Below are 12,171 nucleotides of genomic sequence, written 5' to 3'. Positions count from 1 at the left end.
ACAAAAAGAGGGCCAATCGGCTCTCTTTCCTTTCGACGAGACTCGCATACGTTGTTGCTACTGAATCCGGATGGTAAAGACGTGGTCTTTCACGTCCTCATGTGACACCGGCAGATTACCCGCTCTTCCCACTGTGCCGCTTTCCAGCCACATCCTCAACCAATAGTCCTGATGAAGTCGTACTAGGCGAGCCGCCACTGGTTGCTTTTGTTCTAACACCGCGGTAATCCGCGCCGCCATCGAATTCTTATCCGCAGCAGTCTCCAGTTTTGCCTCCACTCCTTCGCACGCAAGAAGCCTGCTTCGAGCAGCCTCGAACTGGGCCCCCTCCACCACTCCGCTCTCAACCTTCAATCCAGTCATCTGCTCCATCGCCAGTGCGGACGACGCATCCAGATGATCCGCGAAGCCGATGTACAAAATTCGTGAGCCCGCAACTCTCAACGGCAGCAGACCGAACTTTTCAACGAATACCCTGGGCATCACCAAAGCCATCGCCTCTGGAGAAAATCCCTCGGTCGTCAGCACCGGACACCCCCACTGCATGCTCAATCCACGAGTAATCTGCTCAGCCTCCACGCCGCACTCGCTCAGGAGCCATTCGCCGATCTTCCCTGTCCCGTTCTCTCTTTGTGCCGCCAACGCCCTCTGAAGCTGGGGGTGAGTAATCCACCCCTGCGCCAGCATCAGCAGGCCAAGTGGAACTCGATGCCGATGCGGAGACAAATCTGCCGACGCCCCTCCATCTCGCAGCTCGCGACGCACTGCCGCCTGCACAATCGCGAGCACGCACCGTCCGCTGCATCCCCACTGTCCTTCGAAGATCGGTCGGCGTCGATTGCGCCAGGGCATCGTCCAACCACTCTCACACTCGGAGTTTTCGCATATCCTCCGCTGCGGCGTCTTCCCAGCAGAAGCCGGAAGACCATACCCTTCAAATCCCACAAGCTCCTTCGACGGCCTGTACTCATCCTCCTGCCAGGCCACCCCGTTCCCTACTCTCAAGGCACTCGGCATCAGCGCGCTCACCTTCATCGCTCCCGTCTTCTTCGTTAGAAAAGGCATCGAATGCTCTCCAGTCTCAACTGCGGCGTAGCCACTTCCGTGATGCGCAGCGCGAAGTTGCCGCTGACGACAACCACCTCGCCCCGAGCCACGATTCTGTCTCCCACTACAAGGTCCACCGGTTCGGACACATGACGGTCCAGCTCCACCACGTCTCCCGGTCCAAGCTCCAGTACCTCTCGCAGCGACATATCACGCGAACCGAACTGCAAGGTCGCATCCAGCTCAATGTCACACAACAGTCCCATCCCAGCATCAATTCCTGTAATCCCATCCGAACCCGTCACCTTCTCCATGTCTCGTCCCTCTCTTAGTTCACACTCATCGTTTCGGCTGCGCTCTGAGTCTCCAAAACGCCGCTTAGGTCTTCACTCTCGATCGCGCCCTCTAGCTGAGCCCCACGGTGTTCACCGGTCCTCACCGGGTGCGCTCTTCCCAGCTGCAAGCCGCCAACCCGCAACTCGGAGATAGCGTGTTTCGCCAACGGCAGACGCAGGACCATCCCCGGTTCCAGAGCCGCTAGCTCACTCGCTCGAAGTCTCATCGAAGGAAACTGCAAGGCAGCGCCGAACTTTACCTCGCCCATCAATTGCCGCACCCTTGCCTGCGCCTCCTTCGATCGCCTCTTGGGACGATCCCCTTCAGAGATCAAACGCCGCAGAATCGCATTCAGCACAACCGCCGGCAGACAGAGATTCATCGCGCCCTGAGCCTCAGGCATACGCGCCTCGAAGCTCACGCACAGCGTCTTTTCTCCAGAAGTCAACATCCGGGCCACCGCCGCCTCTGACTCGCGCTTCTCAAAGACGAACTCCAGCCCGACCGACTGCCAAGCCAGGTTCAGCTCCTGCACCGTCATCTGCACAACCGACGTCAGAATCGCATCTTCAATATCGGTCAACTCTCGCGCTGGCCACGCTCGCCCCACCCCGCCCAGCAGAACATCCACGATTGGTGATGCCAACGCCAGCTCCAGCTCCAGCAACCCAACAGCTCCCAGTGGCTCCAGCCGAATCGAACAGATGTAATTCGGAGAGGAGAGCCGTTCCAGAAATTCGCTGAATGGGAGCTGCTCCCCTGCGACCAGCTTCATCTTGAATGGAGTCCTCAACCACGCCCCCAAGGTGTGCATCAAATTCCTCGCAAACAAGTCGTTCACCGAACTGATCGCCCGCATCTGATCGTTGCTGATCTGCCCCGCGCTGCTGAAGTCATACCGCTCCAGCACCACCTCCCCCTCGGCTCCTTCAGGTTTCGCCGAAGCATTCGCCCCAGCCGCCGCAAACAGCGCATCAATATCTCCCTGCCCAAGCTGCTTTCCCATGCATCCCTTTCTTCGGTTAGAGATCTCTCATAATGATCGGATCAGAGCATCAACGTGCTTCAGCAATTGCGCTTCGAAGCCTTAGCCTTCACAACCCCGACAGAGTCGCCTGGCCGCAGACTCGCAAGAGACGCCCTCAGCCTCAGCACCGCCGAAGAGTGGATCTGAGAGACCCTCGACTCCACCACGCCCAGCGTCAGCCCAATCTCTTTCATCGTCAGCTCTTCGTAGTAGTAAAGCGTTAACACCATGCGCTCTTTCTCCGGAAGCTCATCGATCGCATCCGCAAGCCTCTGCTTCATCTCCCCCTTCAAGCAGCGAAACAGCGGGTCGTCCTCCGGCGCACCAGGAACATACGCAAGCTCCTCATCACCAGAGTCCTCCGACCGCTCCATGTGCAGGCTTCCAATCTCGAGCCCCTTCAGATCGCCTAGCAATGCCTGGTACTCTGCCAGCGTCAACACCATCTCCCGCGCAATCTCCTGCTCCGATGGCGCTCGCCCAACCCGCTGCGTCACTGCGCGAATCGCTTCTTCGACCGCCCTGCCCTTCCGCCGCAGATCCCTCGGGCTCCAATCCAGCGTCCGCAACGAATCAAGAATCGCACCGCGAATTCTGAACTGCGCATAGCTCTTGAACTGCACCTTCTTCTTGTGGTCAAACTTCGTGAAGGCATCGATCAAACCTACGACACCGGCCGAGACGAGGTCGTCCAACTCCACATGCTGAGGCAGACGTTCATGGATGCGTCGCGCCAGGTAACGCACCGTCGGCAGATGCTCCATCAAAAGCAAGTCCCGCTCCGTGGCACTGCCATCCACTTGTGCTACCAGCGCCTCCCCGGTAAACGGAGCGAATATCCCCGCCTCCGCAATACCCATCACCTCGTCAAACCGTGCAGCCTCCAAAGACGTCCACTGCTCGCCCGTCAGCTTCCCCTTCGACAACTTCTGCCCTACCTGCACCGGAATCGAACTGTCTGTGTTCATACTTCCTCCATTCCTCATCTGCCGCTACTCCCTTACCGTCGTCCTACGAACCGTCTCTACCCAACCGTGCCAATGCTCCGAACCCGAATCTCCGGAGGAATTTCTCCCGGTGCCAACACCGTCACCTTGGGCAGAAACGGCTCCAGCCAACGCCGCACGTGATAACGGGCCGGACTCGGACATAGAAGCACGGGGAGTGCCGAGGTCGAGGCTCCTCCGGTTAGGCGTTTCACAGATTCCACCAGGCGTTTCAAAAAGTCCGATCGCATCCCCGCTGGGCGCGCACCATCTCCCAGCAGCAACCCCGCTCCCTGGGGATCAAAGGTCTGCTGCAACTCGCTCTCCAACTCCGGATCAAGCACCAGCACCTTCAGGCCGCCCTCGTTATCCAGCAGAGAGTGCACCAGCCCTTTCCCCAACGACTGCCGCACACTCTCCACCAGGTGCACCACGTTCTTCGACTGCTGCGCGGCCTCCACCAAAATCTCGAGGATCGCCCCCAGGTCGCGGATCGAAACCTGCTCGCGAAGCAGCTGCTGTAGCACACGCTGCACCTCGCCGAGCGTCATCAGCTTCGGCACCAACTCTTCCACCAGCTTCGGATGACTCTCGTTGAGGCTGTCAAGCAGACGCTTCACCTCCTGCCGTCCCAGCAGCTCATGAGCATGTCTGCGGATCAGCTCGCCCAGGTGCGTCCCAATCACTGTCGTCTGGTCCACCACCGAGTAGCCCGCAGCCAGAGCCTGCTCTTCCAGCCCCGGCTGAATCCACCGCGCCTGCACGCCAAACGCCGGCTCCTTCGTCTCCACACCAGGCAGCACCCGCGCCTTCGGATCCGAGTTCACAGCCAGCAACCAGTTCTGCTCCGTCTGCCAACGCGCAATCTCAATCCCGCGAAGACTCACCACATACTCCCGAGGCTTCAGCCGCAGGTTGTCCGTGATATGAATCGGCGGAACGATAAACCCAAGCTCGGTCGCCAGATGCCTACGCAGTGCACGAACGCGGTTGAGCATTTGTCCCCCTTGCTTCTCATCCACCATCGGAATCAGCTGGAATCCAATCTCCAGCGTCAGGTCATCCATTTTCAGCAACGAAGCCAGATTCTCGCCCTTCGCCGCATCCCCCGCCTTCGCCTTATCGCCCTTCACATTCGCTTCAGCCGCCTCCTCCGCCAACAACAGAGAGGCCTCCTTCGCCGCAGGCAGCCGCCGCGCAATCAACCCAACCCCAACCGCCAGCAACACAAACGACAGCTTCGGCAGTCCGGGAATTAGAGCCAATCCAAGCAACACGCCACAAGCGATCCAAAGCGTGTTGCGCCCCTTCAAAAGCTGCGTTCCCAGCTCTTCATCAAGCGACCCCGCAGACGAAGCCCGCGTCAACACCATGCCGCCCGCAATCGAAACCAGCAGGCTGGGAATCATCGTCACCAGGCCATCGCCCACTGTCAGAATGGTGTAAGTCTTCACAGCGGTGGCGAGATCTGTGCCATGCTGCAGCACACCGATCAACAATCCCGCCACAATGTTGATCGCCGTAATCAAGATCGTCGCCAGCGAGTCCCGCTGATTGAACTTCGCCGCACCGTCCATCGCGCCGTAGAACTCAGCCTCCCGCGCAATGGCCTGTCTTCGCTTCCTCGCTCCCTGCTCATCTATCAGGCCGGCGTTCATATCCGCATCGATCGCCATCTGCTTACCCGGCAGAGCATCGAGGGTGAACCGCGCCGTAACCTCCGCAGTTCTCACCGCCCCGTGGCTCACCACAAGAAACTGAATTGCGATCAGCGCAAGAAACAGCACCAGCCCGACGACATAGTTTCCGCCCACTACAAACTGCCCAAACGCCTCAATCACCGAGCCAGCCGCGTGCGTTCCCTCCTGTCCATGCAGCAGAATCCTGCGGCTCGAAGCCAGATTCAACGACAGCCGAAATAGTGTCAGCAGCAAAAGCAGCGTAGGAAACACGGAGAAGTCCACCGCTCTCCGCACCTGCACCGCCGTCAAGAACACAATCACTGAAGCCGTAATGGAGGCAGCCAGCAGAATATCCAGCATCACACTCGGTACCGGGATAATCATGACGAACACTATGCTGATCGCAGCCACCGGCAGCATCAACGTCTGCAGCTTCGCCATCTGGAAGCCACTATTTTTCTTTATCGTTGTTTCACTCACATCCCACCTCCAAAGCCACGCATTCCAACCATCCCAGTCGCTCCCACATTGCCTCTCCCGTCAAGCAGCTTTCCCACAAGCTGAGCCTTCTGCTCGCGCTCTTTCGCCTGGCGATCCTGCCGCACCCGCTCCTCAACCTTCTGCCGATACAGAAAAGCCAGAATTCCAGCCACCGCCGCATACAGATCGAATGGAATCGACTGCCCCGGCTCGACCATCTTGTATAAACTCCGCGCCAGCGGCGGATTCTCAATGATCGGAACCCCCGCCCACCGCGCCTCTTCGCGAATCTCCGCTGCCAGCAGATCGCGCCCCTTGGCCAGCACCGTCGGCGCCGACATCGTCTCGAAGCTGAACTCCAACGCCACCGCATAGTGCGTGGGATTGGTAATCACCACACTCGCGCGCGACATATCCGCCTTCACCTTGCGCTTGCGCATCGCCCGCTGAATCTGCCTGATCTTCGCCTTGATCTGCGGATTGCCCATCGCATCGCGCATCTCTTCGCGCATCTCCTGCTTGCTCATCTTCAGGCGCTGATTCCAACTCCTCCACTCGATCGCGTAGTCCAGCGCGGACCACGCCAGCGTGACCCACGCTGCATCGAGCGCCAGCCCATACGCGGCAGAAAACGTAGCCGGCAGCCGCAGCAGGCTCATCACAGGCATCGGAATCATCAACGCCTTCAAGGCTCCCCACCCCAACACCACCATCACCGACGCCGGCACCAACGACTTAACCAACCGCGTCGCAGATCGCAAGCTGAGCAGGTTCCCCAAATTCGTAATCGGATTCAACTTCGAAAACTTGAACTCAACCGCACTCGTATAGATCTGCACCCCTCCGCTCTGAGCCACTCCCGACACCAGAGCCCCGGCGAAGCTCGCCGCCATCACCAACCCCACCGGCAGAAGAGAGGGCACAAGGATTCGCCGCACCGCCACATTAAAAAGCTGCTCGCCGTTCTGCCCGTTCAAGCCGCTCGCGTTCGTCGTAGCCGAGCGCAGGCTCTCCTGATACACCTTGCCCCAGCTGGCAACAAACCCATTCGACATCGCCCCAAGCATGACCACCCCGCCCAGCATCGCCATCGCCGACAACAACTCCCGGCTATGAACGCTGTCGCCCTTCTCCTTTGCCTTCTTCTTTCGTAGTGGCGTAGCCTGCTCTGTGCCTTTATCTGCCATGAAGGTTCCCTCTCATGCAGCACGCCATTGTTTCTCAAACGCCATCATGACGCTCATGCCCGCACCAGCATCTTTGCCGCCGCATCCAGCAGCGCCGTGAAGTGCCGCTCAATCCATCCGGGCCATACCGCAAGGCTCGCGATCAAGACCACATACGACACCATCGTCTTGATCGGGACACTGATCACAATCGAAGGCAACTGCGGCGACAGCCGTGCCACCAGTGCAATAGTTACCTCCACTGCCAACGCAGCAGCCATCACAGGAGCAGCCAACTGCACCCCAGCCAGAAAGATTCCACTCGCCATCATGGCCAGTGCCACTCCGGTCTTTGCCTGCATTACGGCCTGTCCCACAGGAACCGCAGAAAAGCTCCTCACCACTGCGGCCAGCAGGCTCCGGTCAAGACCCGAGCCGATGATCACAAGCACCCCGAGCCAGCTCAGCATCTGCCCCAATACCGCGGTCTCAATCATCGAGTTCGGGTCCAGCAGATTCACCAGCGAGAAGCTGAACTGCAACCCCAGCAGCGTTCCCGCAAAGGTCAACGCCTCGTTCAACAACATCAGCGAAAGTCCAAACAGCAGACCCACGCTCAACTCACCCAGCAGCGCCCTTCCATCAAGCACGGCACGTGCGCCCGGAACCGTCGCCACCGCGGGCGCCAGCAGAATCGTCATCGCAAACACAAACCCAGCCTTGATCCGAGGCGCAATCGCCGAAGAGGAGAACACGGGAGCGAAGACCATCAGCCCGCTCAACCGCACCATCACCAGAACCGCCGCCGACAGGTACTGCGGCCAATCCGCCATCAACCCACTTACTTCACGTTTCATAGCGGCCTCTATCCCAGGTACCTGTGAAAGTCGGTGAACAAACGCACCGTGAAGCCCACCAGCCGATGCACCATCCACGGCAGCACCGCTACGGTGATGACAAAGACCACCACCAATCTCGGAACTGCGGTCAGCGTCTGCTCCTGCACGCTGGTGAGCGTCTGAAGCAAACTCACCGCAAGGCTCACCAGAGCCGCCGTCACCAGCAACGGCGTGCTCAGAAGCATCGCCTCAATCAACACCCGCCGCATAATCTCAACTGTCTGGTCCGGCCCCATCACTGCTCCAATCGCTACTAACGCGCCACCCTAAAACTCTTAATCAGCTGATCTGCCAGCAGACTCCAACCGTCGATCATCACGAAGAGCAGAATCTTCAACGGCGTCGAGATCACAACCGGCGGCAACTGCATCATGCCGATTGAGGTCGTAATGCTCGCCACCACCAAGTCCACCAGCAGGAACGGTAAAAACAAGATCGCGCCAATCTGAAATCCAGCCTTCAACTCGCTCAAGATGTAAGCCGGAATCACCACCTGAATCGGCAGGTCCTCTCTCTTGTTCGGCCGCACAGCCATCCCTGCAGAGGCAAACACCGCAAGATCTTTCTCCCGCGCATAACGGAGCATGTAACGCTTCACCGGAGCGACGCCGAGATCCAGTGCCTGCTCGCCCGTAATAGTCCCCGCACTGTAAGGAGCAACCGCACTCTGCTCTACCTCCAGCAAAACTGGCTGCATAAGGAACCACGTCATCATCAGCGCCAGCCCCATTAGGATCTGGTTAGAAGGCGCTGTCTGTGTCCCCAGCGCCTGCCGCAAAAAGTGAAACACCACCAGCAGCCGCACCATCGGTGTCATCGACAAAAGCAGTGCTGGCAGCAGCGTCAACAACGTCAGCCCAACCACGATCGACCACGGAACGCTCTTGCCTCCCGCAAGCTCCGACGTAATCGAATCGTTCTTCTTCGCCCCCGAAGCTACACCCACATTCGCACTCGAACCCAGCCCGTGCGCCTTCACACCAGTTCTGCCACTCTTTGAAGCAGACTGGTCATGCCCCGCAGTCGAGCCTCCTGCGGGCTTCTTGACCCAGAATGACTCCGGCGCCATAACAGCAGCCACTATCATCGAGCTCTCTGCGCGAGCATGAACTGCAGGCAAAGCCATCGCCAACCCGGCCAGAGCCAACCCCAGCCAACGAAATCGGCTCACTACACGCATCGCTCCTCCATCCTGTCCGTCGTATGGTCTGGCGATGTCTCAGCCCTCAACCGCACGATCATCTCCACGCTATCGAAGCTGCCTCCAACCAGAAAGCTCTCCCCCGCACACCTCACCAGCATCAGCTGCCGCTTTCCGCCAAGCGACAACGTCTCCACCAGCTGAAGCTGCTTCTGCTTACACTCTCCTTGTCCACGCCACCCATGCACTAGCGCCAGCAACCATCCCGCAAGCCCAGCCACCTCGGGTACCGACGCTCCCTCCAAACTTCCCGGTCTCACACCCTGCCAAAGCCGCATCTCAACTCCCCGTTCTAATACTTTGTTCTGTGCTAAAAATCCGCATGATCGCTTGCACTCGATGTCCGTTACTCTTCCCTCACGGCCTTATCCAAGCCGAGTCAATCGAAGTCCCATACGCTGATCGACGACCTCGAACTCGCTCCAACCCAGTTGCACCTGACCAACCATCAGCGGCACGTCTTCGGTCTCAGGCGAGACGCTTTCAAGGACCTGCCCCACCTTCAATGTCAGCAGGTCCCGCACCCTGAATCGGTTCAAAGCCACTCCAACCCGCATCGCGATCCGCAGCTGCGACAGCGTCTCCCATGAGGGATGTGTCTCAATCCGTGCCATCCACGGTGCGGCCGGCGTCGTCTTTACCAGACCCAGACCCGTCATCCCCACCCCCTCTGCACCAAGTACCGCAAGCTCCGTCCCCGTCATCGTCTCCCCCTCTCTCTTCTCTGCAACGGTCCCAATCTTGCTTAGCGCTGAACCAGAAAATCGGTGAAGAATACATCCATCACCTTCAAATCAGCGTTGTGTTCTGCCAACGCAGCTTTCAACTCGGCCTTTAGCTGTTCCTTTCCATCGACAGCCAACAACCGATCCGCCGTCTGTCTCCCCAACACCGTCAGCATCGTGTCGCGCACCGCGGCTACGTCGCCACTGTTCTCCTTGCCTTCTTTGGGCTTCTCTTCCGTGGGCTTGGCCTCTTTGCCCTCCGTGGCGTCAGCCACTCGCAGAGTCATCGCCACCCGCAGGTAGGAACTCCCACTCGCATCCGCCAGGTTCACCAGCAGCGGCTCCAGCACCATCGAATGAGTCGCAATCGGAGCAGCAACTTCAGTCTTAAGAGCCGCACCCTCTCGCCCCGAGAGTCGCCCAGTCCGCGCCAGGTAGTACCCAACCCCGCTGACAGCCAACGTAGCGACGAGAACTCCCACCACCACAGCGATCAATAAGGGAATGAGCGGAAACTTGGCTTCCACCGGAGCCGCTACCGAAGCGGGAGAGGAATCCGGAGGAGCCGCAGAAGAGGCGCCGGCAAGTACTGTAGGTGAAGTAGCCATGATGCCTTGAGAGAATGCAAACAAGTGGCCAGTCAAGCGTTCGCGAACATTAGCGAATCTTCAGGATCGCCCCATGAGGCTCATCCCAGCGCCGCCGACCCATACAAATACAACAAAGAGCAGCTAAGGGCGGCCAGCCGGTAGGACCGATCTTCTAGGTCCCGCACCCGCTAAGCCGCCTCATCCAGATTCAGGAGATGTTACCGAACCATTGCAATCACATCCTGCGAGATCGTATCGAAGGTCGTCACCGTCTTCGAGTTGGCCTCAAACGCCCTTTGCGCGACAATCAGATTAGAGAACTCTGTTGAGATGTTGACATTGGACTGCTCGAGCGTACTGTCATCGACCACGCCGCGCCCACCAGTTCCGGCCACTCCTGCAACCGCCTGCCCCGAAGCCCCAGTCGTCTGGAAGTTATTCCCCCCGACCGATACTAATCCCTGCACGTTGGCAACGTTCGCCACCGCCACCTGGCCGATTGTCTCCGAGTTGCCGTTGCTAAACTTGGCTTGGATCACCCCGCTGGGATCAACAGTGAATCCCGTATAGTTTCCACTCGCGAAGCCGTCCTGCGGGGTATTGCCATTGCTGCTCGCCGAAGCCAGCTGCGTGACCAACGGGCTTGACCCACTTCCATTCAGGTTCCAGTTGAAGGTAAGATTCGCTGCCCCATCTGCCATTCCTGGGAAGCTGATCCCACTCACTGTGTTGGTCGGTGACGTCAGATTTCCGCTGGAATCGAAGGTCAATGTCCCCGTATTGTTCACTGGAGTTCCGGTCGCATCACCGGCGGGTAGCGCAATCGAGTAACTCCATGAATTGGTCGCGGTCTTATCATAGGTGATCGTCGCCTGATGGCTCTGTCCAAGGGAATCGAATACCTCCAGCGGAGTTGAAAAGGTTGTGCCGACAGTCGCTCCTGAATTCAGATTTGCTGTCACCGAAAAATTCTGCGTTGCCTGTGCTCCCTCGGTTGCGCCTACTGGAAGTGTGATCGGCTGTGGATTGGTGTTCGTGTTCACCACTCCGTTTACGGCCGGATAGCCCAGCACAAATTGACCGTCCTGCGTAGTCAGACTGCCGCTATTGCCAACCGTAAAGTTACCGGCTCTGGTCAGAGACTGTTGACCGTTCTGCTCCACAATGAAAAAGCCATTTCCATCCAGAGCCATATCGCTCGTGTTTCCATTCGCATCTGGCAAAAGTGTTCCTTCACTAAAATCAGTCGACGTCGAACCAACCTTCGTTCCTGATCCAACCTGGATCGGATCGCCCGCACCTGACTCCCCAAGCTGCTGGTGGAACAGATCTTCAAACGAAGTCGTCTGTCCTTTGTAGGCGGTTGTGTTAAGGTTTGCCAGATTGTTGCCAATCGTGTTCAGCGCCGTCGTATCGGCTTCCAATCCTGACAGTGCAATCGAAAAATTTCCCATCGTCTTCTCCTCGTTCTTTCTATTGATCGTTCTGTTGATTGCGGTCCGCTCTCAAGCAACTCTACGGACTGCCAATGTTTGTCTTAGCTTGTAGCCGAGCCGCCCCATATCGCGTTCTGTCCTCGAATCGACTGCAAACTCGTTGCAACGTTCGCACTCGCAACCGCAGCCACTGCATTCGAACTCGCCCCAGACCCTGAACCGGATCCTGAAGAGCCTGAACTAGAACTCGGAGACACTGCACCATCAAGAGTCCCGATTCCCTGGTTAATCGAGATCAACTGTTCAAGGCTATTAACCTGTGCCAGCTGCGTGATGTACTGGTTCGGATCCGTAGGCTGCGTAGGATCCTGGTTCTGCAGCTCGCTCACCAGCAGAGTGAGAAAGTCCTGCGACGTAATATCCGAGTTAGCCGCGGAACTGCTGTTGCTCCCGCTCGCCGGACTGCTGCTGTCTGCCTTTGGTGTCGCTTTTACCGCTGCGTTTCGCGGAGCCAGTGCCGAAGCCACCGTTCCCGCCGCTGAACTCCCGGACCCTACACCTGCCCCTACAATCGAAGTTATGTTTGACCAATCCAT

General features: G+C 58.4%; 14 protein-coding genes. All 14 read right to left on the bottom strand.

What is annotated here, in order from left to right:
* Positions 1–57: 57 nt before the first annotated feature.
* A complete protein-coding gene (locus tag RBB75_RS17600) occupies positions 58–1,065 on the bottom strand; it encodes a hypothetical protein (RefSeq protein ID WP_179637956.1) in 1,008 nt (335 codons plus the stop codon).
* Positions 1,053–1,361 carry a FliM/FliN family flagellar motor switch protein gene (locus RBB75_RS17595; protein ID WP_179637955.1) on the bottom strand — a complete coding sequence of 103 codons (309 nt, stop codon included), beginning with the start codon at positions 1,359–1,361 and terminating at the stop codon, positions 1,053–1,055. The genes RBB75_RS17600 and RBB75_RS17595 overlap by 13 nt, the downstream gene beginning before the upstream one ends.
* Before the next feature lie 14 nt (positions 1,362–1,375).
* A complete protein-coding gene (locus RBB75_RS17590) occupies positions 1,376–2,389 on the bottom strand; it encodes a flagellar motor switch protein FliM (RefSeq protein WP_353068813.1) in 1,014 nt (337 codons plus the stop codon).
* Positions 2,390–2,448: 59 nt separating this feature from the next.
* Positions 2,449–3,378 (bottom strand): sigma-70 family RNA polymerase sigma factor, encoded by a 930-nt coding sequence (locus RBB75_RS17585; protein ID WP_179637953.1) that lies wholly within the window; start codon positions 3,376–3,378, stop codon positions 2,449–2,451.
* A gap of 56 nt (positions 3,379–3,434) precedes the next feature.
* Positions 3,435–5,519: a flagellar biosynthesis protein FlhA gene (flhA, locus tag RBB75_RS17580; RefSeq protein WP_353070410.1), complete on the bottom strand. Its 2,085-nt coding sequence runs from the start codon at positions 5,517–5,519 to the stop codon at positions 3,435–3,437.
* 35 nt (positions 5,520–5,554) lie between these two features.
* Positions 5,555–6,745, bottom strand: a complete 1,191-nt coding sequence (locus RBB75_RS17575) for an EscU/YscU/HrcU family type III secretion system export apparatus switch protein (RefSeq protein ID WP_353068812.1) — start codon at positions 6,743–6,745, stop codon at positions 5,555–5,557.
* 53 nt (positions 6,746–6,798) lie between these two features.
* Positions 6,799–7,581 (bottom strand): flagellar biosynthetic protein FliR, encoded by a 783-nt coding sequence (locus RBB75_RS17570; RefSeq protein WP_179637951.1) that lies wholly within the window; start codon positions 7,579–7,581, stop codon positions 6,799–6,801.
* 8 nt (positions 7,582–7,589) lie between these two features.
* On the bottom strand, positions 7,590–7,859 hold the full coding sequence (locus RBB75_RS17565) for a flagellar biosynthetic protein FliQ (protein ID WP_353068811.1): 270 nt from the start codon (positions 7,857–7,859) through the stop codon (positions 7,590–7,592).
* A gap of 17 nt (positions 7,860–7,876) precedes the next feature.
* A complete protein-coding gene (gene fliP / locus RBB75_RS17560) occupies positions 7,877–8,794 on the bottom strand; it encodes a flagellar type III secretion system pore protein FliP (protein ID WP_353068810.1) in 918 nt (305 codons plus the stop codon).
* Complete coding sequence (locus RBB75_RS17555) at positions 8,794–9,102, bottom strand: flagellar biosynthetic protein FliO (protein ID WP_353068809.1); 309 nt, start codon at positions 9,100–9,102, stop codon at positions 8,794–8,796. The genes fliP and RBB75_RS17555 overlap by 1 nt, the downstream gene beginning before the upstream one ends.
* A gap of 87 nt (positions 9,103–9,189) precedes the next feature.
* Positions 9,190–9,528, bottom strand: coding sequence for a FliM/FliN family flagellar motor C-terminal domain-containing protein (locus RBB75_RS17550; RefSeq protein WP_179637948.1), 339 nt, complete (start codon positions 9,526–9,528; stop codon positions 9,190–9,192).
* A 41-nt stretch (positions 9,529–9,569) separates the two neighbouring features.
* Entirely contained in the window at positions 9,570–10,157 is a 588-nt protein-coding gene (locus RBB75_RS17545; RefSeq protein ID WP_179637947.1) for a flagellar basal body-associated FliL family protein, read from the bottom strand.
* A gap of 200 nt (positions 10,158–10,357) precedes the next feature.
* Positions 10,358–11,593 (bottom strand): flagellar hook protein FlgE, encoded by a 1,236-nt coding sequence (locus tag RBB75_RS17540; RefSeq protein WP_179637946.1) that lies wholly within the window; start codon positions 11,591–11,593, stop codon positions 10,358–10,360.
* An 83-nt stretch (positions 11,594–11,676) separates the two neighbouring features.
* On the bottom strand, positions 11,677–12,171 hold the full coding sequence (locus RBB75_RS17535; protein ID WP_353068808.1) for a flagellar hook capping FlgD N-terminal domain-containing protein: 495 nt from the start codon (positions 12,169–12,171) through the stop codon (positions 11,677–11,679).

The organism is Tunturibacter empetritectus (assembly GCF_040358985.1).
Lineage (GTDB): Bacteria > Acidobacteriota > Terriglobia > Terriglobales > Acidobacteriaceae > Edaphobacter > Edaphobacter empetritectus.
The sequence above is the reverse complement of the archived record's forward strand: the minus strand, read 5'-3'. Positions and strand labels throughout refer to the sequence as shown.

Coding starts and splice junctions, on each gene's coding strand:
- RBB75_RS17600 (WP_179637956.1), bottom strand. CDS start 1,065: ATGCCTTTTCTAACGAAGAAGACGGGAGCGATGAAGGTGAGCGCGCTG.
- RBB75_RS17595 (WP_179637955.1), bottom strand. CDS start 1,361: ATGGAGAAGGTGACGGGTTCGGATGGGATTACAGGAATTGATGCTGGG.
- RBB75_RS17590 (WP_353068813.1), bottom strand. CDS start 2,389: ATGGGAAAGCAGCTTGGGCAGGGAGATATTGATGCGCTGTTTGCGGCG.
- RBB75_RS17585 (WP_179637953.1), bottom strand. CDS start 3,378: ATGAACACAGACAGTTCGATTCCGGTGCAGGTAGGGCAGAAGTTGTCG.
- flhA (WP_353070410.1), bottom strand. CDS start 5,519: ATGGCGAAGCTGCAGACGTTGATGCTGCCGGTGGCTGCGATCAGCATA.
- RBB75_RS17575 (WP_353068812.1), bottom strand. CDS start 6,745: ATGGCAGATAAAGGCACAGAGCAGGCTACGCCACTACGAAAGAAGAAG.
- RBB75_RS17570 (WP_179637951.1), bottom strand. CDS start 7,581: ATGAAACGTGAAGTAAGTGGGTTGATGGCGGATTGGCCGCAGTACCTG.
- RBB75_RS17565 (WP_353068811.1), bottom strand. CDS start 7,859: ATGGGGCCGGACCAGACAGTTGAGATTATGCGGCGGGTGTTGATTGAG.
- RBB75_RS17555 (WP_353068809.1), bottom strand. CDS start 9,102: ATGCGGCTTTGGCAGGGTGTGAGACCGGGAAGTTTGGAGGGAGCGTCG.
- RBB75_RS17550 (WP_179637948.1), bottom strand. CDS start 9,528: ATGACGGGGACGGAGCTTGCGGTACTTGGTGCAGAGGGGGTGGGGATG.
- RBB75_RS17545 (WP_179637947.1), bottom strand. CDS start 10,157: ATGGCTACTTCACCTACAGTACTTGCCGGCGCCTCTTCTGCGGCTCCT.
- RBB75_RS17540 (WP_179637946.1), bottom strand. CDS start 11,593: ATGGGAAATTTTTCGATTGCACTGTCAGGATTGGAAGCCGATACGACG.
- RBB75_RS17535 (WP_353068808.1), bottom strand. CDS start 12,171: ATGGATTGGTCAAACATAACTTCGATTGTAGGGGCAGGTGTAGGGTCC.